The 22,467-nt window shown below is 58.3% G+C and carries 25 protein-coding genes; 5 read left to right on the top strand and 20 right to left on the bottom strand.

What is annotated here, in order from left to right:
* Positions 1-231: 231 nt before the first annotated feature.
* The 14 genes from AC2FGB_RS19255 to ruvC form a co-directional block, all read right to left on the bottom strand.
* On the bottom strand, positions 232-807 hold the full coding sequence (locus AC2FGB_RS19255; protein WP_271952269.1) for an MOSC domain-containing protein: 576 nt from the start codon (positions 805-807) through the stop codon (positions 232-234).
* A gap of 101 nt (positions 808-908) precedes the next feature.
* Entirely contained in the window at positions 909-2,825 is a 1,917-nt protein-coding gene (ftsH, locus tag AC2FGB_RS19250) for an ATP-dependent zinc metalloprotease FtsH (protein ID WP_142640196.1), read from the bottom strand.
* A 76-nt stretch (positions 2,826-2,901) separates the two neighbouring features.
* A complete protein-coding gene (gene tilS / locus AC2FGB_RS19245) occupies positions 2,902-4,155 on the bottom strand; it encodes a tRNA lysidine(34) synthetase TilS (RefSeq protein ID WP_496694666.1) in 1,254 nt (417 codons plus the stop codon).
* Positions 4,152-4,976: a tol-pal system protein YbgF gene (gene ybgF / locus AC2FGB_RS19240; protein WP_496694665.1), complete on the bottom strand. Its 825-nt coding sequence runs from the start codon at positions 4,974-4,976 to the stop codon at positions 4,152-4,154. Before ybgF ends, tilS begins: the two co-directional genes overlap by 4 nt.
* Before the next feature lie 4 nt (positions 4,977-4,980).
* Positions 4,981-5,490 (bottom strand): peptidoglycan-associated lipoprotein Pal, encoded by a 510-nt coding sequence (gene pal, locus AC2FGB_RS19235; RefSeq protein WP_281973807.1) that lies wholly within the window; start codon positions 5,488-5,490, stop codon positions 4,981-4,983.
* Between the two features lie 88 nt (positions 5,491-5,578).
* Positions 5,579-6,898, bottom strand: coding sequence for a Tol-Pal system beta propeller repeat protein TolB (gene tolB / locus AC2FGB_RS19230; RefSeq protein ID WP_142640188.1), 1,320 nt, complete (start codon positions 6,896-6,898; stop codon positions 5,579-5,581).
* Entirely contained in the window at positions 6,895-7,998 is a 1,104-nt protein-coding gene (tolA, locus tag AC2FGB_RS19225) for a cell envelope integrity protein TolA (protein WP_496694664.1), read from the bottom strand. Before tolA ends, tolB begins: the two co-directional genes overlap by 4 nt.
* A 9-nt stretch (positions 7,999-8,007) precedes the next feature.
* Entirely contained in the window at positions 8,008-8,484 is a 477-nt protein-coding gene (tolR, locus tag AC2FGB_RS19220) for a protein TolR (protein WP_142640204.1), read from the bottom strand.
* Position 8,485: 1 nt separating this feature from the next.
* Positions 8,486-9,181: a protein TolQ gene (tolQ, locus tag AC2FGB_RS19215; RefSeq protein WP_142640185.1), complete on the bottom strand. Its 696-nt coding sequence runs from the start codon at positions 9,179-9,181 to the stop codon at positions 8,486-8,488.
* 105 nt (positions 9,182-9,286) lie between these two features.
* On the bottom strand, positions 9,287-9,670 hold the full coding sequence (gene ybgC, locus AC2FGB_RS19210; RefSeq protein ID WP_142640183.1) for a tol-pal system-associated acyl-CoA thioesterase: 384 nt from the start codon (positions 9,668-9,670) through the stop codon (positions 9,287-9,289).
* On the bottom strand, positions 9,667-10,290 hold the full coding sequence (locus tag AC2FGB_RS19205) for a hypothetical protein (RefSeq protein WP_142640181.1): 624 nt from the start codon (positions 10,288-10,290) through the stop codon (positions 9,667-9,669). The genes ybgC and AC2FGB_RS19205 overlap by 4 nt, the downstream gene beginning before the upstream one ends.
* Before the next feature lie 61 nt (positions 10,291-10,351).
* Positions 10,352-11,371, bottom strand: a complete 1,020-nt coding sequence (ruvB, locus tag AC2FGB_RS19200; RefSeq protein WP_142640179.1) for a Holliday junction branch migration DNA helicase RuvB — start codon at positions 11,369-11,371, stop codon at positions 10,352-10,354.
* Between the two features lie 4 nt (positions 11,372-11,375).
* Complete coding sequence (gene ruvA, locus AC2FGB_RS19195; RefSeq protein ID WP_496694663.1) at positions 11,376-12,053, bottom strand: Holliday junction branch migration protein RuvA; 678 nt, start codon at positions 12,051-12,053, stop codon at positions 11,376-11,378.
* Positions 12,050-12,547 carry a crossover junction endodeoxyribonuclease RuvC gene (gene ruvC, locus AC2FGB_RS19190; RefSeq protein WP_142640175.1) on the bottom strand — a complete coding sequence of 166 codons (498 nt, stop codon included), beginning with the start codon at positions 12,545-12,547 and terminating at the stop codon, positions 12,050-12,052. The genes ruvA and ruvC overlap by 4 nt, the downstream gene beginning before the upstream one ends.
* Before the next feature lie 333 nt (positions 12,548-12,880).
* Between ruvC and AC2FGB_RS19185 the strand changes: the two genes are divergently transcribed.
* Positions 12,881-13,093 carry a DUF1127 domain-containing protein gene (locus AC2FGB_RS19185; protein ID WP_496694662.1) on the top strand — a complete coding sequence of 71 codons (213 nt, stop codon included), beginning with the start codon at positions 12,881-12,883 and terminating at the stop codon, positions 13,091-13,093.
* Positions 13,094-13,195: 102 nt separating this feature from the next.
* Here AC2FGB_RS19185 and AC2FGB_RS19180 read toward each other — a convergent pair whose 3' ends face one another.
* The 4 genes from AC2FGB_RS19180 to AC2FGB_RS19165 form a co-directional block, all read right to left on the bottom strand.
* A complete protein-coding gene (locus AC2FGB_RS19180) occupies positions 13,196-13,540 on the bottom strand; it encodes a hypothetical protein (protein WP_142640171.1) in 345 nt (114 codons plus the stop codon).
* Positions 13,541-13,647: 107 nt separating this feature from the next.
* Positions 13,648-14,520, bottom strand: coding sequence for a 50S ribosomal protein L11 methyltransferase (locus AC2FGB_RS19175; protein ID WP_142640169.1), 873 nt, complete (start codon positions 14,518-14,520; stop codon positions 13,648-13,650).
* A 66-nt stretch (positions 14,521-14,586) separates the two neighbouring features.
* Positions 14,587-15,819 carry an MFS transporter gene (locus AC2FGB_RS19170; RefSeq protein WP_271952281.1) on the bottom strand — a complete coding sequence of 411 codons (1,233 nt, stop codon included), beginning with the start codon at positions 15,817-15,819 and terminating at the stop codon, positions 14,587-14,589.
* A gap of 80 nt (positions 15,820-15,899) precedes the next feature.
* Positions 15,900-18,095: a primosomal protein N' gene (locus tag AC2FGB_RS19165; RefSeq protein ID WP_496694661.1), complete on the bottom strand. Its 2,196-nt coding sequence runs from the start codon at positions 18,093-18,095 to the stop codon at positions 15,900-15,902.
* 88 nt (positions 18,096-18,183) lie between these two features.
* Here AC2FGB_RS19165 and fsa point away from each other — a divergent pair, with 88 nt between their 5' ends.
* The 4 genes from fsa (at position 18,184) to AC2FGB_RS19145 (ending at position 21,422) form a co-directional block, all read left to right on the top strand.
* Positions 18,184-18,837 carry a fructose-6-phosphate aldolase gene (fsa, locus tag AC2FGB_RS19160; RefSeq protein ID WP_142640163.1) on the top strand — a complete coding sequence of 218 codons (654 nt, stop codon included), beginning with the start codon at positions 18,184-18,186 and terminating at the stop codon, positions 18,835-18,837.
* A gap of 197 nt (positions 18,838-19,034) precedes the next feature.
* On the top strand, positions 19,035-19,742 hold the full coding sequence (locus AC2FGB_RS19155; RefSeq protein WP_142640161.1) for a DUF484 family protein: 708 nt from the start codon (positions 19,035-19,037) through the stop codon (positions 19,740-19,742).
* The gene (locus AC2FGB_RS19150) at positions 19,739-20,659 is read left to right on the top strand and encodes a tyrosine recombinase XerC (RefSeq protein ID WP_496694660.1); all 921 of its coding nucleotides are present in this window, start codon (positions 19,739-19,741) and stop codon (positions 20,657-20,659) included. Before AC2FGB_RS19155 ends, AC2FGB_RS19150 begins: the two co-directional genes overlap by 4 nt.
* 67 nt (positions 20,660-20,726) lie before the next feature.
* The gene (locus tag AC2FGB_RS19145; protein ID WP_496694659.1) at positions 20,727-21,422 is read left to right on the top strand and encodes a CDP-alcohol phosphatidyltransferase family protein; all 696 of its coding nucleotides are present in this window, start codon (positions 20,727-20,729) and stop codon (positions 21,420-21,422) included.
* 2 nt (positions 21,423-21,424) lie between these two features.
* On the opposite strand, the gene AC2FGB_RS19140 is transcribed toward AC2FGB_RS19145, so the two are convergent.
* The gene (locus AC2FGB_RS19140; protein ID WP_496694658.1) at positions 21,425-21,892 is read right to left on the bottom strand and encodes a hypothetical protein; all 468 of its coding nucleotides are present in this window, start codon (positions 21,890-21,892) and stop codon (positions 21,425-21,427) included.
* Between the two features lie 76 nt (positions 21,893-21,968).
* Positions 21,969-22,424, bottom strand: coding sequence for a methylated-DNA--[protein]-cysteine S-methyltransferase (locus tag AC2FGB_RS19135; protein WP_281973816.1), 456 nt, complete (start codon positions 22,422-22,424; stop codon positions 21,969-21,971).
* Positions 22,425-22,467 lie beyond the last annotated feature (43 nt).

Here is a 22,467-nt window from a genome sequence, read left to right as displayed (position 1 = left end):
CCAATCTCCTGAATCGGCTTCTTCTTCGCCTCACGCGCAATTTCGATGTCAGATTTATAGCTCATTGGGTTTCGGTCCCTGATTGAATTCCGTGCAAACCCGACGCAGAACGCCGGCGCTGCTCACTCCATACCGTTGTGTACCAAATTGGTGGCTATGGATTCCGACATAATTGCGCCTTGAAACGTCGTAGCGTCACATCGGCACCTTCCGATCGGAAATTGCGGTCCCTTATGGTGTCCAGGCTCTCTGATCGGGGACAAACAGTGTAAGCTCATCGCCCAGGTTCAGCTCTCCGGGTCTTTCGACCCAAGCCGTGACCCCCCGCCGTCCCTGCGCTGCAGGCTTGAAGGCCGCACCATACCCGGGCAAGTCAGCCTCGATCTCGCGCCCCGGCAGGATACAGGGCCGGTTTTCCATGTCGATCGTCAGCGCCACGCCATTTTCCACCTGCAAACGAGACGAGGGCGGAATATGGGTGAAATCCGGAATGCCGCGCAAGACAATGCTGACCCCCAGATGGGACGGGTCCAGCTTACCCAAGCCCATTTCCTGCGCGATGGCATCAAGTTCTTCTGCGGACAGGATCGATAACTGCCGCACATTGCGAATTTCGGTGCCTACCGGGTACAGGTTTTTGACTCGCACGCAAGAGGTACGATTCACGCCTTCGTGACGCGCGCCTTGATCACCCGAGAAACCCAAATCCAGACTGTCCACGGCATTGGCCCGGAGAGTTTCACCTGCTGGTACGTGGCCCAACCAAACAACTTCTCCCGTGAATTCGGTTTCGCGCAATACCGGCATATTTATCCCTTTTTCAGAACTGACATCTGATGCGGAATAGAGGGCAAACCTTCGCGATTGAAAAGAAAAAAGACCCGGGACAGGCCCGGGTCTTTGAAAGTTTAAGCCGTTGGTTCCGGCTCCATCCCGCCATCGGGCGGAGTTTTCTTAACCTTGGTTTTCGGAATGGCTGTCACGCTGGGGGCGCTGCCCTCATCAGGTTTATCGCCCTCGTCATCGCTTTCGCTGGGCGGCTCGCCATTCATGACGCGTTTGATCTCGTCACCGGTCAGGGTTTCATATTCCAGCAGCCCTTGGGCCAGACGTTCCCATTGCTCGTTCTGTTCTGAAAGGATCTGATGCGCACGCTCATATCCTTGCTGGATCAGGCGCTTGACCTCTTCCTCGATCAGTTCCTTGGTATGGGCCGAGACCGAGAACCCGGCAGTGTTGCCTGAATAGCCATCATGCGCTTCGGCATAGTCGATATTGCCGACCTTGTCCGACATGCCCCAGCGCATCACCATCGCGCGCGACAGTTGGCTGGCCTGCATGATATCGCCCGCCGGACCGTTCGAGACATGGTCCTCGCCATATTTGATCACCTCAGCCGCCTTACCGGCCATGGTCATGGCCAGCTTTTGCTCACACTCATCGCGGTGATAGTTCAGGCGGTCCATTTCTGGCAGTGACACCACCATGCCCAGCGCACCACCACGCGGAATGATCGTTGCCTTATAGACCGGATCACACAACGGCAGCGTCATACCAACAACGGCATGCCCTGATTCGTGATAGGCAGTCTTTTCCTTCTGGTCCTGGGTCAGCACCATCGAGCGGCGCTCGGCACCCATCATCACCTTGTCCTTGGCATTCTCGAAATCTTCCATGGTAACAAAGCGGCGACCGACGCGGGCGGCCATCAGCGCGGCCTCATTCACGAGGTTGGCAAGATCAGCACCCGAGAAGCCCGGAGTCCCGCGCGCGATGATGCGCAGATCGACATCAGGTCCGAGGGGCGTCTTGCGTGCGTGAACGCCCAGGATCTTCTCGCGGCCTTTGATGTCGGGGTTGCCGACAGTCACGTTGCGGTCGAAACGGCCTGGACGCAGCAGCGCAGGGTCCAAAACGTCCTTACGGTTGGTGGCCGCCAGGATAATCACGCCCTCATTGGCCTCGAACCCGTCCATCTCGACGAGCAACTGGTTGAGCGTTTGTTCACGTTCGTCATTACCCCCGCCATAACCGGCACCACGATGGCGGCCAACGGCGTCAATCTCGTCAATAAAGACGATACAGGGAGCGTTTTTCTTGGCCTGTTCGAACATGTCGCGGACACGGGATGCACCGACACCGACGAACATCTCAACAAAGTCCGAACCCGAAATGGTGAAGAAGGGCACACCCGCCTCACCCGCAATGGCGCGGGCCAGCAGCGTTTTACCGGTCCCCGGAGGGCCCACCAACAAAGCGCCTTTTGGAATCTTGCCACCCAGACGACTGAATTTCTGCGGATTGCGCAGGAATTCTACGATCTCTTCCAGTTCTTCCTTGGCCTCGTCGATGCCAGCGACATCATCAAAAGTTACACGGCCATGCTTTTCGGTCAGCATCTTGGCTTTGGACTTGCCAAAGCCCATCGCGCCACCTTTGCCGCCACCCTGCATCCGGTTCATGAAGTAGACCCAGACACCGATCAGCAGCAGGAAAGGAAGAAGAGTGACCAGGAAAGACTGAATGCCCGATTGCTGTTGTTTCACAGCCTGAACCGGGATGCTTTCATCGATCAGCAGTTTGGTCACCTCGGCATCGCCGGGCTTGATCGTGACATAGCTTGCGCCGCTTTGCGTGGTATAGCGAATTTGCTCGCCATCCAATGTCACGTTTTTGACTTCGCCGCCTTCAACAGCGGTCACGAAATCAGAATAGGTTCTTTCATTGCTCTGAAGCGTTCCACCTGGTCCGCTGAACAGATTGAACAGTGCAAGGATCAGCAAAAACAGAACGACCCAAAAGGCGATGTTACGAGCGTTGCCCAAGAAAAATCTCCCAAAAGATTTCGGCAGATGGGGATCTGCCGGGTTGCTCTTTAAAATAGAGATGATTCAAGCAGGTTCAATGCGATAAAACCGAAGAGTGAAACTCGGGCTCTTCTGGCGTCAGTTCTGCAAGCCAACCATTTGAGAAACCCACCATAGGTGCAGATACCAAGACCTCTCCACTCCAGACGGACGGAGACGCCAGAAGCGCGGCGCGCGGTTTTCCAAGTGCACGCCAATCTGGCACGGCCTGCAAACCAGCCGCACCTAACGGGTGAACCTGCGCGTCGGGAATCGCCGGGCCAGACAGGATCCACCGTCCATCCCAAATCTGACCGGGTGCGCCGGTTTCGCTCTCAACGGCATTTAGCTCTCTGCAAATCCACATTTTATCGGCTTTTGGGATCAAGAGGCATCCACCTATCGTCGCCGCCTCACCCTGATCAATCGCGAGCAGCGCCCGGTCTGTTGCAGCCTGACGCGGTGGATATCCGCGGCCCGCAATCCAGCGGACACAACCTGTAAGAAGACGACGTCGAATTTCCGCAGGCAGAGTGGAAAATTGCGCGCGATCGACACAGATATCGCCGCCATCGACACTCAGGACCTGACGGGCGGAATCCTGCGTAATCTGCTCTAATGCTTCACGGGCTTGAGCAAGGTTTTCAGCAACGCGGGACAGAGAATGCGCCGAAATCCCAATTTCGGACAAGCCGGTCAACGCGTCGCGCGCCTTGATACGATCAAACCGCCGGTCGTGATTCGATGGATCCTCGATCCAATCTGCCCCAATCTTGGCAAGATAATCGCGCAGTTGTTGCCGGGTGATCCCCAACATCGGCCGCAGCAGCATGATCCCTTGATAGTTCCGCATTGCGGGCATGCCGGACAATCCCGTCACACCAGCAGCGCGCGCCAATCGCATCAGCATGGTTTCGGCTTGATCATCGGCGGTGTGTCCCAGGGCAATCGCGCCGATCTGCCTGTCACGCGCCCAGTCTGACAGCAACTGGTACCGGGCCTGCCGCGCCCTATCCTGCAGGTTACCTGTCTGGTCCCACCCCTGCCAGTGCAACGTCTCATGTGGAAGGCCCAGACCCTGGGCAAGCTGCGCCACCCAATCTGCCTCCGCCACCGCTTCGGGGCGCAGATTGTGGTTCACCGTGGCGACAAACAGCTCAACCTGTTCCTCTTGGGCGATGTGCTTCAACAAACTCAGCAAAGCAACCGAGTCACCGCCACCGGATACCGCAACGCCTAGACGGCGCGGAAGGTTTTCCGGCAATCGCGCGCGGAGTTCGGATTTCAGGAGTGTGCCTTGTGTGGTCAAGTACAACCCAGTGACGTCATTTCCTGCGTAGCGCTGGAGACCAATGCCGAGGCCGGGAACCGGACGCTGACCTCGCTCAGTGTTATACACGCCTGTTCGGTCTGTCCCAGACGACCCAGCGCAGCACCCAGTTCGAACAAAGCCTCAGGCGCATAGGCGCCTTCGGAATCACCCGTGAAGCTGGCCAGAAAAGCCCTTGCAGCTTCGCGGGTGTCGCCAATGCCTTCCAACGCCTGCCCGCGCTTTAGGTGTGCTTCGGGCGCAAGCGGGCTTCCGGGATATGATGTATCGAATACTGCGAACTGATCCGCGGCGGCCTGGAAGTTTCCATCGGCCAGCGCCTGAGCAGCAGCATTGAAATCCGCTTGCTCGCCTACTGCCAACTCACCCAGGTCGGAATCGGTTGGCGCTGTCGGAGCAGCAGGGGCTGCGGATGTGATGTCCGTTTCTCCGCCCAGAGTTGTTGTATCACCGAGCGTACTCAGGTCGCCGCCTTCCAGTTCGACCAAGCGAAACTCAAGATCACCGATGCGGTTGGTGCCGTCGGTTACAATATTCTGTACACGCTGGTTCAACTGCTCGGTCTGGCGCGTCAGGCGCTGCAACTCGGCCTCTATGGCATCAACGCGTTCAAGTATCGAACTGCCGGACAGGTTCGGGGCCGGAGAGCCGGTTGTTGAAAACTCGCGCTTGAGCCGCTGAATTTCCACATGCAGCACCGTCAGTTCCTGCCGGATATCCGCCAAGGTTTGCTGATCTTGTGCTTGTGCCAAACCGGCGGTCGCCAAAACTGCGGCCAGAACCCATCCTGCTAGTTTCATCGCCTTATCCCAACGTTGATCCGGTCAGCACCGTCACTGCACGACGGTTTTTCGAATAGCAGTCCTCGGTGCTGCAAATCTCGATCGGACGCTCTTTGCCAAAGCTGACAGTTGTCAGCCGGTTGCCCGCTACTCCGCGGGAAATCAGGAACTCGCGGGCGGCATTTGCCCGGCGCGCACCCAGTGCGAGGTTATACTCACGCGTGCCCTGCTCATCCGCATGGCCTTCGATCGTTGCCACAAAGTCGGGGTTGGCCATCAGCCAGTCGGCCTGCCCCTGCAGCACTGACTGCGCCTGCGGAGTAAGCGTCGACTGATCGACCGAAAACAGAACCCGGTCACCAACAGTTTGCTGGAAATATGCAGGTGAGCGCGGATCACTTGGAGAGCCCGCGGCCAGCCCGCCATTTGCGCCATTGCCAAAGCCGCCGCCCAGCGCAGACGGATCGTTATTGGTGCAGGCCGCCAACGCGCCAAACACACCTAGTGCTAGGATTTTGCCCAATACGTTCATCTCAGGTGCCTCGTTGTTTTTTCTCTTTATTGCCGTCTCTGTAGCATAGTGCAGGTTCCTTGTGAACTTTTCCTGCCAGCAGCCGTGATCAATTCTGCAGTGGGCCCCATGACGGATCGCTGCCCCCATCCGGGGTGCGGATCGGGCGCAGGTTGCGTCCCGAGATATCAACCGAATACAGCGTCGCCCGGCCACTTGCGCCCTGGGTTTCTCGGGTGAACATGATTACGCGGCCATTGGGGGACCATGTCGGTCCTTCGTCCAGAAACGACGAGGTCAGCAAACGCTCTTCGCTGCCATCTGTTCGCATGACACCGATATGAAATCGGCCTTTGTTCTGCTTGGTAAACGCAACCAGATCGCCACGGGGGGACCAGACCGGCGTTCCATAACGGCCCTGACCAAAGCTGATCCGCGTCGCCTCGCCCCCGTTTGCGGGCATGATGTAAAGCTGTGGCGTGCCCGAACGGTCGCTTTCAAACACGATCTGGGAACCGTCCGGCGAATAGCTGGGGGCGGTTTCAATCGCGGGCGTATTGGTCAGCCGCACGCTTTGCCCGGAAGCCAGATCCATTTTCCACAGGTCCGTATTGCCGCCCTGAATAAGCGAATAGACGATCGACCGTCCATCCGGCGAAAACCGGGGCGAAAAGCTCATCGTGCCGCCCTGGGTGTTCAACTCAGTCCGCCTGACCCGTTCAATATCCAGAACATAGATGCGCGGCTGACCGGATTCGTAACTGGTATAAAGCAGTTGATCACCGGCAGGTGAAAAGCGTGGTGCCAGAACAATGGCGGCGCTGTCGGTCAGGTACTGCACATTCGCACCATCATAATCCATGATCGCCAGCCGTTTCAGGCGTTGGTTTTTGGGGCCGCTTTCCGAGACAAAGGCAACGCGACTGTCGAAATAGGCGCCCTCGCCCGTTACACGGCTATAGACTTGATCCGCCACTTTATGGGCCATGCGCCGCCACCCTTCAGTCGTCCCGGCAAACTGGAGACCGTTGCCCAGTTCCTGCCCCGAAAACACATCCCAGACCCTGAACCGCACCGTCAGGCGATTGCCCGACACATTCACAGCACCTGTCACCAAAGCCTCGGCATTGATGGCTTTCCAATCCGCGAACCGAACGGGATCTTCAAAGCTGGCCACTTGGCTGATGAAAGCATCAGACAGAATTTCGCGGAACAGCCCTGTTCCGGTTAGATCGGCGGCCACAACCCGCGAGATATCCTGGGCATATTGCGCAGCTGCTGTGCTGTCCGGCACAAAATTCGGAACCGAAAAGGGCAAGGGTTCGATAATCCCCTGATCCAATTCCAAGCGAAGCGGTCCACTTTGGGCGTGAACAGGTGCCGACACAAGTGTCAGGCCAAGCAACAGGCTGGTCAGAAGTCTCATCATTTGATCCGCATCCTCTCGGGATTGAATGTAATCTCAATATCCTGCCAATGCTCGTATTTATCGGTTGGCAGGTCATAACCTTTGGCTCCACAGCGCAAAATGGCACGTCGAGCGGCCTCATAGGCTTGTCTGGCTGCGCCGTCAGAACCGCCTGAGCTGTCGATCATGCGCAAGCTGCCACCAACCACCTTGCCATCAGGGGTCAACGAAAATCCGACAACAACAACTGTCTGCAGAGCATCCGTGGACAAGGACCCAACGTTCCAGCATTGGGAAACAGCCAATCGCATCGCGTCCTTTTCGCCGCTGGTCAAGGGCGGACCAGAGGGTTCACTCCCTTGTCCCAACGCCTCGGCCAGCGCATCGTTGATGGCTGTTTCCGTCTGCGCGGGCTCTGTGGGTTCGGGCTCGGGCGTCTCCGCCACTTCGGGCTCGACCGGCGGTGTCGGGCGGTTGGGACGGGTCCGCGGGCGCGGCGATGTTCGGGGAGCGTTTTCCTTGGGCTCTTCCGCTTCGGTCACAATCTCGTCAGCCTTTTCCTCGGGGGCGGTCTGATCCTGCTGTTCCTGCTGGGTCTCGGCTCCCTCGTCCAAAGATACGGCCGGGGTTTCGATTTCATCAGGCGCGGCCTCGGGCGGAGGCGGCGCAACAGGCACCGGTGCGACATTCTCGGCGGGGCTGGGCTGTGCCTCAGGCCCGGAAGGCACCGTAAGATCGACAATCTCGGGGTCAGGCGTGTCCAACAGCGGAGGTTGTTCAATCACCACCGGTTCTGGCGGCGGCTCAACGGGTTCCGGCTCGGGGTCCGGGTCCGGGTCAGGTTCAGCAGGTTCCGCCTCTTGCAACGAAGGCTGCTCCTCCACTACCGGTTCCGGCGCTGGCTCCTCTTCTGTTGGGGCTTCGGGCGGCTGTAGCGCTGTTGGCGTTGGCACTTCGGGTGCATCCCGCTGAGCGGTCATTGCCGCAAATTGCTCAGCCGAAATGACCGAGACATCCTGCACGGCCATAGGTAATGGTTCGGACCGGAAGGTGCCGCCGAAAAATGCCCAACCAATCAGACTGACATGGGCAATCGCCGAGATCTTGGTGCCGGTATCCACCGTGCGGCCTCACTCTCCACCGTCGTCCAGTGTCGGGCCGCCCGTATCGGTCACCAGCCCCACATTGGAGAACCCACCCGCATTAAGCGCGCCCATTACCTGCATCACCTGCGCATAAGGGATCGCACCATCCGCGCGCAAAAACACTCGGTCGCTACTGCGTTCTGCTGCGATGGCACGCAGTTTTCCAATCAACTCTTCGCGCAGAATATCCGTGGTTTGGATTTGCACCCTGCCATCCGCGGTCAGCGTGACGGTCAAAGGTTCCTCGTTATCGCCGGGCAGCGCACTGGCCGCCGTTTTGGGCAGATCAACAGGCACACCAACAGTCAGCAAGGGCGCGGCCACCATGAAAATGATCAGCAGCACCAGCATAACGTCCACAAAGGGTGTGACGTTGATCTCAGCCATCGGCTGCGCGCGACCGCGACGCCGACCCCGCCGGCGTCCATTCCCGCCCGAGGATTGCTGAACCGCAGCCCCCATCTCAGCTGTCCAGCTGGCGCGACAGAATGGTGGCGAACTCATCGGCAAAGGCTTCATAGCCTCCAACGATCCGATCACTATCTGCGCTGAGTTTGTTATAGAAAATCACCGCCGGAATCGCGGCCAACAGGCCCAGGCCGGTGGCCAGCAACGCCTCGGCAATACCGGGCGCGACAACAGCCAGGTTGGTGTTCTGCTGCTCGGCTATCTCGATGAACGCATTCATGATACCCCAGACCGTTCCGAACAGACCAATGAAGGGTGCAGTTGAGCCGACAGTGGCCAGAATGGGCAGGCCCTTTTGCAGCGCCTCGGCCTCTTTCGCGATGGCCACATCCATCGACCGATCAATGCGTGCGGTGGCACCAGCTATCAGCCCGCCATCAGTGCGGTGCGAGCGGCGCCATTCGATCATGCCCGAGGCAAATATCTTCTCCGAACTGCCATCGGGTTGGGTACCGATCTGCTCGAACAGTTCATCCAAGGGGTTCCCGGACCAGAAAGCCTCATCAAAAACCTGAGCTTCACGCCTTGCAGCACGGTAATTGATCAGTTTCTGGATGATGATCCCCCAGGACCAGACTGATGCGCCAATCAGCATCAGCATTACCAGTTTAACGATAAAAGTCGCGCGGGCAAAAAGCCCCCACATGGAGAAATCGATCTCCTGCGCCAGCGCCAGCGTTTCAGCTTCCATGAACCTGCTCTTTGTTTTGCCTGACAGCCTTACGGCCTTGTTTTGTCAAACGCTAACGCAGATGGGGGCGAATTGCCAACAGAACCACCCGGGCCCTGCAAATTGTTACAACAATGCGCGAATCTCTGCCGGAAGGCGTACGGGCTTGCCCTGCGCATTCATACAGACGGCGGTAACGATGGCGCGAAAAATCTCCTCTTCGCCCCGTTTGACCACTTGCGCCATGATCAGACGGACACCGGACAGAGACTTGATTTCGGTCTCGATCTCCAGATCGTCGTCAAATTTGGCCGGGGCCAGGTATTCCGCCTCGATCCGGCGCACGACCCAAACGATACCTGCGTCACGCATGGCATTCTGGTCATTGCCCAGGCGCCGCACATAGTCCGACCGGGCGCGTTCGATGTATTTCAAATAGTTAGCGTGATAGACCACGCCGCCCATATCGGTGTCTTCGTAATAAACTTTAACGGAATAGACGTGCTTCATTGCGGTTGATCCAATCTGGCAAACAATCTCAGCGCATGAGAGGCATCCTGCGCCGCGCCCGGCAGGACAGGATCGTATGCCGCCCGGATCAACCCGGCAATGTCTGGTCGCAATATCGTCGCGTCACCCGCCACTGCCAAGGGCGACTGGTTGCGAAAAGCGGTATCGGACCAGAGCAGCACCGTTTGCACCACCTGGCTGAGCGCAAGCGTTTCAGCGGGGACTTGCGACAATTCATTGTCCATCCGCAAAAACACAAAGGCCGCACGAATGGCGCCGTCTTCTTCAAAACGGAATATCCGGTACTGATTGGCATCGGCCGCGATCAACCGATCAACCAACGGCCCCAGATCAGGGACCAAACGGTCCAGATCGGGCACTTCTGTCAGTTCTTTCCAGTCGCGGAAGAAAAAGACCATGCAGTTGGCGCCAAGCTCGGGGTCGGTTTCTGCCATCTGATGCCCTGCCAGTGTTACCACTGCCTCGAACGCGCCTTTGACCGTGGCCAAACTTTCATCTTCGACCCCAAAGACGATCGGCACGATGGGGCGGCCCCAGCGCGCAAACAGGAACTCTCCGCTTTCGCGGGTGAACAGGGCTTGAATGTCGTCGGGTGTCACACGCAATCCTCGGCAATCGGACAATGTTTGGCGAAACCCTTAAAAGCTCGCAGGCTCGGCTTCAACCAAACAGATCGTTTTGCCCCTTGGGTGCGGCCATGCCCAGATGCGTCCACGCCTTCTGCGCCAGCATCCGGCCACGCGGTGTGCGTTGGATCAGGCCTTGCTGCAAGAGGAAGGGTTCGATCACCTCCTCCAGCGAGTCCCGGCTTTCCGACAGAGCTGCCGACAAGGTTTCGATACCTACCGGCCCGCCCGCGTAATTCTCGGCGATCAGCTTCAGATACCGGCGGTCCGCGCCGTCCAGCCCCAGATGATCGACCCCCAGCCGCGTCAACGCCCCATCAGCCAAATCGCGGGTGATCCGTCCATCGCCTTCGACGATTGCGAAATCCACCACCCGCCGCAGCAGGCGCCCGGCGATCCGAGGCGTTCCGCGTGACCGGCGCGCGATCTCTCGGGCGCCGCTGTCATCAGCCGGTGCCCCAAGCTTGCGCGCGTTGCGGGTGACAATCTCGTGCAATTCATCAACGGTATAGAACTGCAGGCGTGTCGGGATGCCAAAGCGGTCGCGCAGCGGCGTGGTCAGCAGCCCCATCCGGGTGGTGGCCCCGACCAGAGTAAACGGCTGCAACTCGATCCTCACCGTGCGCGCGGCCGGGCCTTCACCAATCACCAGATCCAGCTCGAAATCCTCCATCGCCGGGTACAGGACCTCTTCGACCGCTGGATTCAATCGATGGATTTCGTCAATGAACAGCACATCGCGCGCTTCCAGATTGGTCAGGATCGCCGCCAGATCGCCCGCCTTTGCCAGAACCGGGCCAGATGTCATCCGAAAATTCACCCCCAACTCACGCGCGATAATCTGCGCCAGCGTGGTTTTGCCCAGACCCGGAGGGCCATGGAACAGCGTATGATCCATTGCCTCACCCCTTTGGCGAGCGGATTGGATAAAGATACGCAGATTGGCGCGCGCCTCGGCTTGACCGATGAATTCGTCCAGTCCCTGCGGGCGCAAGGCGCGGTCATTGTCTTCCGGCAACGGCTCGGGGCGCAGGGTGGGATCGGCATCTACCATTCAATCACCCTTTCGGAGCCAACAGTTTCAACGCAGCGCGGATCAGGTCCGCCTCACCCGCTTCGGGCAAGCTTGCCGCGGCTTCGGCCACGGCTGACGCGGCCTCGGACGGGCCATAGCCCAGATTGGAGAGTGCCGACAATGCCCCGGCAGATGCTGCTGCATTACCTGATGCGCTTATGGTGGGCCGCTTTGGTACAGGTGTCGGTTCAGTCAGTTCCACCACATCCAGCGCGGGGCCATCCAATGCCTCGGTCACCGTGCCGCCCATGGCCATAACGCCGGGTGCCTTGTCTTTGAGGTCCAGCACGATCCGCTGCGCGGTTTTTGGGCCCACGCCCTTGGCTGCCTTGACCGCCCCCCAATCGCCCAGAGCAATCGCCCTGCTGACACCATCGGGGCCCAAGGCGCTGAGGATTGCAAGCGAAACCTTGGCCCCGACCCCTTGCACCGAGCACAGCAGGCGATGCCATTCCTTCTCGACCAGCGAAAGGAACCCGTAAAGCTGCATCAAATCCTCGCGCACCACCATGTCGGTGTAGATCGAGATCGCCTCACCCACGCCCGGCAGCGCAGCCATCGTACGGTCCGAGCAATAGACCAGATAGCCGACCCCACGCACGTCGATCAGCACGTGATCCGCCGCGCGGTAATCCAACCGGCCTGTCAGCTTGCCAATCATGCCCGCACCTGTTTCATCCGCGACTGTGGCGTTGCCCCGTAAAAGGAATGACAGATCGCTATCGCCAGCGCATCCGCGGCATCCGCGCCCTTGGGCTGACAGCCCGGCAGTTGCAACTTGACCATATGAAGAACCTGTTCCTTTTCGGCATGGCCCACGCCCACAACCGTTTTCTTGACTCGATTGGGCGCATATTCTCCCACTGGCAATCCGGCCTGCGCCAGCGTCAACAACGCCACACCCCGCGCCTGACCCAGCTTAAGCGTACCGGCCCCGTCCTTGTTCACAAAGGTCTGTTCGATGGCGGCCTGATCGGGCTGATGCTCGGCAATCACTTCGACGATCTGATTGTGGAGCGATAACAACCGCTCTCCCAGATCATCCCCGTCCGATTTACATAACCCATTGGCAACATGACTGAGACGGCTGCCATGTGATTCGATGACGCCCCATCCCAGGGTCCGTAGCCCCGGATCAATGCCCAGAATTCGCATATATAGCCTCGGCCTGCTCGGGTTTGTGTGTTCTTTTTTACCGACTAGCACGAAACAAGAACATTTTCCAAGCGAATTGACTGATGGTCAGATTGCGACACGGTCGTCCTGTCTCCGACAGAATGGGCTGATTACGACCGGAAAAGGTCGGGTTTCGACCAGTTTGATGAAGGCAAAATTGCCAATAAATTAAGGCGTTTCCATGTTTTTCGAGCATTGCAAAAAACGCATAGGACACATGCAATTTCTATGCTTGTGCAGTCAGAAAACCATCCCTAAATGCCCGTCAGATCGCAAGATCAGAGTTTAACACAAACCGGAAGGAAACAGGATATGGCTGCACTGGACACAACCCGCACCACCACTGGCTCATTTGGCCTCGTCGGCCCTATCGGCGCGACTTTCGCAATGGTCGTAAACGCCGTTGTCGAATGGAATGATGCCCGCGTTACACGCAACGCGCTGAGCGGTCTGTCGGACCGCGAGCTGGAAGATATCGGCCTGTGCCGTGGCGACATTGAAATCGTCGTTGAAGGCCGCCGTTAAGGCAAAGCAAACCTACCGTTGATTTTCCCCTTCTCCCTCGGGGCAAAGAAGAACGCCGCGTATCCCCGGATACGCGGCGTTTCTATTCAAAACGGAAGAAACTTAGCGGAGAACTTTGCTGAGTTGAGACGAGAGGGCCTGTGATACCGGGTCGATCTGCATGATCCATGCCCCCGCCTTCTCCACTTCGGTCCCTTGCGCAAGGCTATCGACACGATACTGGTAGGCCGACGACCCCAAGCTGGTCAGCAAAAGCGTTTTGAAGGCGAACAGCCCAGCCAAGCAGATCAGCAGAGCCTTTGCAGGCACCGCGGACTGAACCCGCTGTGGTTTCATAACAACCAGGCCATCTTTGCGCATAGTCGCACGATAACCACGGGTCATCTTCGAATGTTTCTTGTTCAGCCGATGAACGCGCTGATCAAATTCAATTTGTTTTCCAGTCATGGCAGCCTCCAAATCAACCGCCCCCCAATTCCACGTCATTGACGGTAAAAACAGATTGCGACAAAAAAGAGGCGAAACCCCACAAAACTCCTGCAAATGGCCCGATTTTAGCCCTGTTTGGTTAAGACTAGCGACGTCCATTCACCAATTTGGTCATTTCTAGAGGCATTGAAGCCATTTTGGAGATAAACGGAAACAACGTCCTCGGCTTGCTCGTTAAGGATTCCCGATAGAATCGCCTTACCCCCAACCCGCAGATTCGCTGAAATTTCGGGCGCCAGGGCCACCAATGGGCCCTTGAGGATGTTGGCGAATATCAGGTCATAGGGCGCAAGAGATTTCAGCTCCGGGTGATCAAACCCCGCAGCCTCGACACATTGAACCTTCCCTGACATGCCGTTTGCCTTCAGGTTGGCTTCGGCGACGTCGACGGCGACCTCATCAATGTCGCTGGCGATAATGTCGCCATCCCAAACGCGGGCTGCAGCCATCGCAAGAACGGCGGTGCCGCAGCCGATATCTGCAACTTTTGTCGCGGTAAAACCCTGATCGAGCAGAAAATCCAGAGCCTTGAGACACCCAAGGGTGGTGCCGTGATGCCCGGTACCGAAAGCCATTGCAGCCTCAATCAACAAAGGGATACGGCCTTCGGGCAGCTTGTCGGCATCGTGACAGCCATAGACGAAAAAGCGGCCAGCCTCGACAGGCGCCAATTCACGGCGGACATGGGCGACCCAGTCGGTTTCGGGCAGTTCCGAGATTACAAAGGGTTTGGATCCGAACGCAGCCGCCAGAACCGCCAGTGCCGTTTCATCCGGCGCTTCGGTGAAGTAACCGCCAATCTCCCACAGGCCCGAACCATCTTCGACTTCGAATACGCCCACGCCCGTGGGTTCGGGATCAAGACGCTCCATGGCTTCGCCCAGACCATCGGCTGATTTTTTGCCGGTCAGGGTGGTAAGCGCGGTGAATGTGGGCATGGGAGCCTCCTGTGTCAGCTGACACAGCGCCTAGGGTGCGGGCCCGCGAAGGTCAAGCATTGGCAGCTATTCCGCCGGAGCGGGCGCGTATTTCGACAGTATCGTCTCATTCCCAAGCTCTGGGTGGCGCGGGATCAGCAGCGACAGCGATAACGAAATCAACGCCATCGCTGCAGCCACCGCAAAGACCGCTCCGGGCGAGTACACCCAGAGCAGGCCCAGAAGCGCTGGTAGGAATACCGCGGCGATATGGTTGATCGTAAAGGCAACCGCTGCGGTTGGCGCAATATCTGCCGGATCGGCAATTTTCTGGAAATAGGTTTTAAGCGCCAGAGCCAGCGCGAAAAGCACATGGTCAATCACATAGAGAGTAGCCGCCAGAACAACGCCCCAACCGAACCAATAAATGCCGCCATAGGCTGCAAATACAACTGCCAGGCCTGCATATTCGAAAATCAAAGTGCGACGTTCACCGAATACGGACACAGCTTTGCCTAGCATCGGCGCAACCGAAATGTTGATAACCAGGTTGATCAAGAAAAGACCGGTGAGTTCGTGGACCTCAAACCCGAATTTCTCGACCATCATGAAACCGGCGAAAACGACAAAGATCTGACGACGCGCGCCCGCCATGAACTGAAGCGCATAGTACAGCCAGTATCGGCGGCGCAGCACAATTTTTTTGGTTTGCGGAGTCGGCGCGTCGAACTGCGGATAGGCGACCAGACAGAACAACGCCAGCAAAGCCGTCAGCCCACCCGCAGCCATGAATACAGTGTTATAGGACAGATCGAACCGATCCCACGTCAGGACAATCAGCCCATAGATAACCAATGTCGAAGCTGATCCCATGGCGACCATCCAGCCCAGAAATTGCGGCGCTCGGTCCTTGGGCAACCATTGCAGCTGAAGGGATTGGTTCACGGTTTCATAATAGTGGAACCCGATCGAGCTCAGCAGTGTGACGAACAACAAGCCACCAAGGCTTGGGAACCACGCTGTCACCGCAGTCGCAACACCCAGCATGATCAGCGAGATCATCGCCAGCACCTGCTCCCGAACAAACAAGATCACGGCAATTACGCCTACAGCCAGAAAGCCTGGGATCTCGCGCACGGTATGCAGCAGGCCGATGTCGGCACCGTCGAAATTCGCCACTTCAATAACGAAATTATTCAACAACGCGCTCCATGCGTTGAAAGCAATGGGCATGGTCAGTGCCATCACGAATAAAAGCGTGATGGGACGGCGCCAGAACGGAAGGCTTTGCGCCTCGGAAAGTGGCATGGGTTTCAGCATGAGAGTCCCTCTACGCCCATTTTCAGGTTTTGGCGAGTGGGAAGAAGGGCACGCACATTGGCTCTGCATGAATGCAGAGGTCAGTAGAAATTTTGCGGGTCAATATCAACGGTCAGCCTGATGTCGCCCTTCAGCCGCAGCGGTGCTATCCAACGGGCGATGGCATCCTGAATTGGCGCTCCTTTGGGGGCTTTGACCAGCAGCCGCACCCTGTGTCGCCCGCGGATACGCGCAATGGGCGCAGGCGCTGGACCAAAGACCAGCGCACCGATCTGCCGCAACGGGGCGTCGTTGCGGGCCATGGCGTTGCCGATGTCAAAAACGGGACCGACCTCGGGGCCAGACAGAACGATACCGGCCATGCGTCCATAGGGGGGAACTCCGGCTGCCAACCGCCCGGCCGCTTCGGCTTTCCAGAACCCCTCTTCATCGCCCGACAGGATGGCGCGAATGACGGGATGTTCCGGCTGGAACGTCTGCAACAGCGCCTGTCCGGGCTTATCCGCCCGCCCAGCGCGGCCAGCCACCTGCCGCATCAGCTGGAATGTGCGTTCGGCGGCGCGCAGGTCCGCCCCATGCAGGCTGAGATCGGCGTCAATGACACCCACCAATGTCAGTTTCGGAAAATTGTGCCCCTTGGCCACCAGCTGCGTACCAATGACGATATCGGCGTCACCGGCAGCAATCTCTTCGATCTTTGCTTTCAATGCGCGCGCCGATCCGAACAGATCGGATGACAGCATGGCAATATTCGCCTCGGGAAATGTTGCCTCAGCCTCTTCAGCCAGCCGTTCGATCCCCGGCCCGACCGGGGCCAGCTTGCCCTCGACCTGACAGGAGGGGCAGACCTCGGGCATGGGTTTGGTCTCACCGCATTGATGGCACATCAGACGCTTGAGAAACCGGTGTTCAACCATGCGTGCATCGCAGTGATCACAGGCAATCTGCTCGCCACAAGCCCGGCACAGGGTGACCGGCGCATATCCCCGGCGGTTAATAAACAGAAGGGATTGTTCACCCCGCTCGATCCGCTGATGGACGGCCTGCCGCAGCGATGGAGAAATCCACGTCCCCGGCTGCATCTTCTCGGCCCGCATGTCGATGGGCTTCATCTCGGGCAACACCGCATCGCCAAAGCGCGAAGTCAAATCGAGCCGTTCATACTTGCCCGCCTCGGCATTGGCCCAGCTTTCCAGCGAGGGCGTCGCGCTGGCCAGAATCACCCGCGCGCCACAAATGGCCGAACGCAGAACAGCCATGTCGCGGGCGCTGTAGTGCACCCCGTCTTCCTGCTTGTAGGACGTGTCGTGTTCTTCATCGACCACCACAAGCCCCAGATTGCGGAACGGCAGAAACAAAGCGGATCGCGCGCCGACAACCAGTTGTGCGTCCCCCTGCCCGACCATGCGCCAGACCCGGCGGCGTTCGGTCATGGTCGCGCCCGAATGCCATTCGGCCGGGCGCGCGCCAAACCGTGCCTCGACCCGCGTCAGAAATTCCGCAGTCAGCGCAATTTCGGGCAACAGGACCAAGGCCTGCCGCCCCATGCGCAGGGTTTCGGCGACGGCTTCCAGATAGACCTCGGTCTTGCCGGAACCTGTTACGCCCTTCAAAAGCGTCGTGCCGTAATCACCCGTCCGCTGCCCGGTTTGAAGCCGCAAAACCGCCGCTGCCTGATCTTCGGTCAGGTCCTTGCCCGGCAAATCCGGATCAAGATGCGGATAGGGCAGATCGCGCGGGCTGTTCTCTTCGCGCACGGCACCCTGTTTCACCAGCCCCTTGACAACCGAGGACGTCACCCCCGCCTGTTCGGCCAGTTCCTTCAGCGTAAAGGCCAACCCGCCGTAGTCGCGCAGCACCTCCAACACACGGGTCCGCGCGTCGGTCACCCTGTCAGGGTCCCTGTCGCCAAGCCGATAGACCTTGCGCATCGAAGGCGGATCGCCCAATCCGGGCGCGCGCGTGGCCAATCGCAACATCGCAGGCATCGGAGTCAGCGTGTAATCGGCGACGCGCCCCAGAAACAGGCGCATCTCTTCGCGCATCGGCGCGACCTCCAGAACCCGGATCACCGAGCGGGCCTTGGCAAGGTCAAAGCCACCCTGCCCCGGCCCCCAGACCACGCCCAAGACCTTGCGCGGGCCCAGCGGCACCTCGACAAAAGCGCCCAGAAAGCACCCGCCCTCGGGCGCCTTATAGTCGAGCGTCCGGTCCAGCGGTTGGGCGGTCAGCACCGCCACCAGCTCACCTTGATCGAAAAACTCCTGAGTGCTCAATGCATATCCTTGGCAAGGGGTTCCAGCATGGGTCTCTTTGAGGTAAAGCCATCCGCGACCAAGGCCAACCCATCAAAGGACTGCCCGCATGAAATTCTTCGTAGACACAGCCGAGATCGACGCAATCGCCGAACTGAACGATCTGGGCATGGTGGACGGTGTGACCACCAACCCTTCGCTGATCCTGAAATCGGGCCGCGATATTCTGGAAGTGACCAAGGAAATCTGCGATCTGGTCGACGGACCGGTCTCGGCCGAGGTCGTGGCAACCGAAGCCGACGATATGATCGCCGAAGGTCGCAAGCTGGCCAAGATCGCCCCGAATATCGCTGTCAAAGTGCCGCTGACATGGGCGGGCCTGAAAACCTGCAAAACGCTTAGTGACGAAGGCCAGATGGTCAATGTGACCCTCTGTTTCTCGACCAATCAGGCGATTCTGGCCGCCAAAGCCGGCGCAACTTTCATCTCGCCCTTCATCGGGCGTCTGGATGACATCAACCTAGATGGCATGGACCTGATCGCTGATATCCGTCAGGTCTATGACAATTACGGATATGAGACCGAAATCCTCGCCGCCTCGATCCGCACCGTGAACCACGTGACCGACAGCGCCCGCATCGGTGCCGACGTGATCACCGCACCACCCGCCGTGATCAAAAAGCTGGCCGATCATCCGCTGACCGACAAAGGCCTTGAAACCTTCCTGTCCGATTGGGCCAAAACGGGTCAGAAAATCCTCTGATTCTGCGCGAACCCGCGCGGCGCCAGGGGCGCCGCGCTCGGCCCAGCTGCTTTGAATCTGATCTCGGATCAGATCTCTGCAGACCGGAGTTTTCCCGACCACATTCCCCGCGAAATTCAAATTGACGCTCATTTTTCCCGAGGCAGATCCGGCAAGCCGTGCTATAAGGCCGAAAAATAAAAAAGACCGGACAGGACATGAGCAGCAACACCATACTCAAGGACACCTTGCGCGAGGCGATTCTGGCCGAACCAGATGCCATTCTGGATGACAAGGACCTGATGCAGGCCCTCGTCACCGCAAATGAGCAGGCGCGTGGGAATAACGTCATCGACCTGCGCGGCATAGCCATGCAAAGGCTCGAGGCCCGGCTGGACCGGCTGGAGGATACGCACCGCTCGGTCATTGCGGCAGCCTATGAAAATCTGGCAGGCACAAATCAGGTTCATCGGGCCATTCTTCGGCTACTTGAACCGGTCGGATTTGAGGAATTCCTGCAAATACTTGGTGCAGATGTGGCTGACATACTGCGTGTCGAACGCATTACGCTGGTTCTTGAAACGACGGCAGTCCAGAAAGACCCGGCTATCTCAAGACTGGCTGGCGTGCTGGCCATCGTCGAACCCGGTTTCGTCGACAACTATCTGACCTTTGACCACAGCGGCCCAGCACGCGAGGTCGTCTTGCGTGAAATCATCCACCCCGCGCACAGGATATTCGGCAGTGATGCGGATCACCTGCGCTCCGAAGCTTGTCTGAGGCTGGATTTGGGCGAAGGCCGCCTGCCTGGCATGATCATCATGAGCGCAAAAGACCCCAGGCACTTTACGCCAAAGCTGGGCACGGATCTTCTGACTTTCTTTGCTGGTGTCTTCGAACGGTCGATGCGCCATTGGCTGTCGTGAGCCTTATTTCTCCGGCTTGTCGTGACGCACTGCAAAACTGGCTTGATGGCCTGGGGGCCTTGTCAGGCCGGTCCGAAAACACGCTGACCGCCTATCGGGGGGATGTGTCCGAATTTCTGTCCTTCATGACACTGCACCATAGCGAAAGTCAGGGGATGGCGGCGATTGCACGGATTACGATCTCGGACATGCGGGCATGGATGGCCGATCAGCGCGCATCCGGCGTTGGCTCGCGCTCGCTTGCGCGCAAACTCTCCGCCGTAAAAACCTTCTACCGTTGGCTTTCGGAGCGTGAAGGGTTTGAGCCGACCGCAGTTCTGTCGACCCGCGCCCCCAAATTTACCCAAAAACTCCCTCGACCCATGGCCGAGGATGCCGCACGTGCGATGATTGAAACGGTCGAGATGCAATCAGCCAGCGACTGGGTTTCTGCCCGCGACGTTGCGGTCGTTACTCTTTTATATGGCTGCGGCTTGCGTATTTCCGAGGCTCTCTCACTGACCGGAGCGGATACCCCTTTGCCCAACTCGCTGCGGATCACCGGCAAGGGCAACAAAGAAAGGATCGTTCCGGTCCTGCCAGTCGCGCAAACAGCTGTAGATCAATATGTAAAGCTGTGCCCCCACCCCCAATCCAGGGAGAAGGCACTGTTTCGCGGGGTTCGCGGAGGCCCCCTGAACCCCCGAGCCATTCAGGGGGTGGTGGCCAAAGCGCGCCAGCAGCTTGGGCTGCCTTCCACTGTAACACCCCATGCCATGCGCCACAGTTTCGCGACCCACCTGCTGTCTGCGGGCGGTGATCTACGCACAATTCAAGAATTGCTGGGCCACGCATCGTTGTCCACCACCCAGGCATATACTGCGGTCGACACGGCGCGCCTGATGGAAGTTTACAACCGCACCCACCCAAAAGCCTGAGCAAACGCTATCCATATTGACCGGGCTTTTGGTTTGCATCTGGCCCGTGCATCATTCAAGAGACACCATGACACACAGATTCAAAGCTCTTTCCGTACATCTATTCACCGCGACCGGCGCCGTATTTGCAATGCTCGCCATGCTGGCCGCCGTCGAAGAGAAATGGAGCCTGATGTATCTGTGGCTGGTCGTCTCGTTTATTGTGGACGGTATCGACGGCCCCTTGGCGCGGCACTATCACGTCAAAAAGAACGCCCCGGAATTTGACGGGGTGCTTCTGGATCTGATCATTGATTACCTGACCTATGTGTTCATCCCGGCCTTTGCCCTGTTCAAATCGGGCTTGATGGACGGCTGGACCGGCTGGTTCGCCATCATCGTCATCACCTTTGCCAGCGCCATGTATTTCGCCGACACGCGGATGAAAACGAAGGACAATTCCTTTTCCGGCTTTCCGGGCTGCTGGAACATGTTCGTCATTGTGATCTTCGCGCTCGAGCCCAGTTTCTGGGTTATCCTGCTGCTGGTGACGCTGCTTTCGCTGGCAATGTTCCTGCCATTGAAGTTCATCCACCCGGTGCGCACTGAACGTTGGCGCAATGTGTCATTGCCGATGGCATTTGCCTGGACCTTCTTCGCCGGATGGGCTGCCTGGGTCGATTTCCACCCCGAAAGCTGGGCCCATTGGGGTCTGGTGATCACCAGCTTGTATCTGGTGTTCGCAGGAATTGCCCAGCAGGTGATCCCGCCACGCAAAGCATAAGGTCACAGGACCTCCTGCACCTCGAACTCGGTTCCGTTATGGGCGAACACATCACCCTGTTGCAGGCCAGCCATCGCCAGGTAAATCGGGCTTTGGGTTGAGATGCCCATATAGGTTTTGCCGTCCACTTCGAACCGCGTGGTCGAGACGCAGACCACAAAGCGCCGGTTGTTGAACTTGACCACCGCACCCGGTTGCACCCTGTCGGTCAGATCAAAATCCGTATTCTCGATTACATCGATCTTGGCATGATGCGCATGCACCGGCGCATCGAAGGCTGCTGCCAGATCGGCATTCTCGCGCGAGGCTGCGATGTCATCCTTGTCATGCCCTTCCCGGTCATCAAGCTGCGAATCTTTCAGGAAAGCGTCGTAATGCGCCAGTGCGGTCGCAAGCTCTTGCTCCTCAAGCGACATAAGGCGGTCGATGATGGCCTTTTTACGAACTGCCAAGTCTGGTTGATCGGTCATACCATGCGATCCTTTGAAATCTCTATTTGAAACAAATTGGGCATCAACCAGCGGGATTGCAACAGAATTCCGCTTTCTAGATCAGCAGACCGGCGGCGCGTTCATGGCGCAACAGCGCGACTTTGGTTTCAATCCCGCCATCACCTGAAAACCCGCCCAGCCCGTTTGCGGCCAGCACCCGGTGGCAAGGGATAATCACCGGAATGGGATTGGCGCCACAGGCCTGCCCCACAGGTTGCGGGGGCTGACCGAGTTCCTTCGCGAGATCACCATAAGTTCTGGTTTCGCCCAGCGGAATGGCAAACATCAGGTCGCAAACCTGACGCAGGAATTCCGACCCCTCGATACGGTAAGGCAGATCGAACCTGTCCAAACGCCCCTGATCATAGGCGCGCAGCTGCGCGGCGGCCTCCTGCAACAGGGGCGTGACTTCGCCCTGATTGCCGCCATTCCAGATCAGACGCGTCACCGCGCCATCTGTTTCTTCAACACCCAAAGTCCCGAAACGGGTCTCAACCGCAATCATTCCCATGCGAACAGGCTGACAGAAACCGCGCGCATCACAACCCGAATTC

Source organism: Ruegeria sp. CDSC021, assembly GCF_059610845.1.
This window is presented reverse-complemented; position numbering and strand designations above follow the sequence as displayed.

What these genes read in the sequence shown, in the direction of transcription:
- ruvA (WP_496694663.1), bottom strand. Translation starts at nt 12,053, where the DNA reads ATGATTGGCAAGCTGACAGGCCGGTTGGATTACCGCGCGGCGGATCAC.
- fsa (WP_142640163.1), top strand. Translation starts at nt 18,184, where the DNA reads ATGAAATTCTTCGTAGACACAGCCGAGATCGACGCAATCGCCGAACTG.
- AC2FGB_RS19145 (WP_496694659.1), top strand. Translation starts at nt 20,727, where the DNA reads ATGACACACAGATTCAAAGCTCTTTCCGTACATCTATTCACCGCGACC.
- ruvB (WP_142640179.1), bottom strand. Translation starts at nt 11,371, where the DNA reads ATGGTAGATGCCGATCCCACCCTGCGCCCCGAGCCGTTGCCGGAAGAC.
- ybgC (WP_142640183.1), bottom strand. Translation starts at nt 9,670, where the DNA reads ATGAAGCACGTCTATTCCGTTAAAGTTTATTACGAAGACACCGATATG.
- tolQ (WP_142640185.1), bottom strand. Translation starts at nt 9,181, where the DNA reads ATGGAAGCTGAAACGCTGGCGCTGGCGCAGGAGATCGATTTCTCCATG.
- ybgF (WP_496694665.1), bottom strand. Translation starts at nt 4,976, where the DNA reads ATGAAACTAGCAGGATGGGTTCTGGCCGCAGTTTTGGCGACCGCCGGT.
- pal (WP_281973807.1), bottom strand. Translation starts at nt 5,490, where the DNA reads ATGAACGTATTGGGCAAAATCCTAGCACTAGGTGTGTTTGGCGCGTTG.
- tolR (WP_142640204.1), bottom strand. Translation starts at nt 8,484, where the DNA reads ATGGGGGCTGCGGTTCAGCAATCCTCGGGCGGGAATGGACGCCGGCGG.
- AC2FGB_RS19180 (WP_142640171.1), bottom strand. Translation starts at nt 13,540, where the DNA reads ATGACTGGAAAACAAATTGAATTTGATCAGCGCGTTCATCGGCTGAAC.
- AC2FGB_RS19170 (WP_271952281.1), bottom strand. Translation starts at nt 15,819, where the DNA reads ATGCTGAAACCCATGCCACTTTCCGAGGCGCAAAGCCTTCCGTTCTGG.
- AC2FGB_RS19255 (WP_271952269.1), bottom strand. Translation starts at nt 807, where the DNA reads ATGCCGGTATTGCGCGAAACCGAATTCACGGGAGAAGTTGTTTGGTTG.
- AC2FGB_RS19135 (WP_281973816.1), bottom strand. Translation starts at nt 22,424, where the DNA reads ATGGGAATGATTGCGGTTGAGACCCGTTTCGGGACTTTGGGTGTTGAA.
- AC2FGB_RS19175 (WP_142640169.1), bottom strand. Translation starts at nt 14,520, where the DNA reads ATGCCCACATTCACCGCGCTTACCACCCTGACCGGCAAAAAATCAGCC.
- AC2FGB_RS19185 (WP_496694662.1), top strand. Translation starts at nt 12,881, where the DNA reads ATGGCTGCACTGGACACAACCCGCACCACCACTGGCTCATTTGGCCTC.
- ruvC (WP_142640175.1), bottom strand. Translation starts at nt 12,547, where the DNA reads ATGCGAATTCTGGGCATTGATCCGGGGCTACGGACCCTGGGATGGGGC.
- tolB (WP_142640188.1), bottom strand. Translation starts at nt 6,898, where the DNA reads ATGATGAGACTTCTGACCAGCCTGTTGCTTGGCCTGACACTTGTGTCG.
- AC2FGB_RS19140 (WP_496694658.1), bottom strand. Translation starts at nt 21,892, where the DNA reads ATGACCGATCAACCAGACTTGGCAGTTCGTAAAAAGGCCATCATCGAC.
- AC2FGB_RS19155 (WP_142640161.1), top strand. Translation starts at nt 19,035, where the DNA reads ATGAGCAGCAACACCATACTCAAGGACACCTTGCGCGAGGCGATTCTG.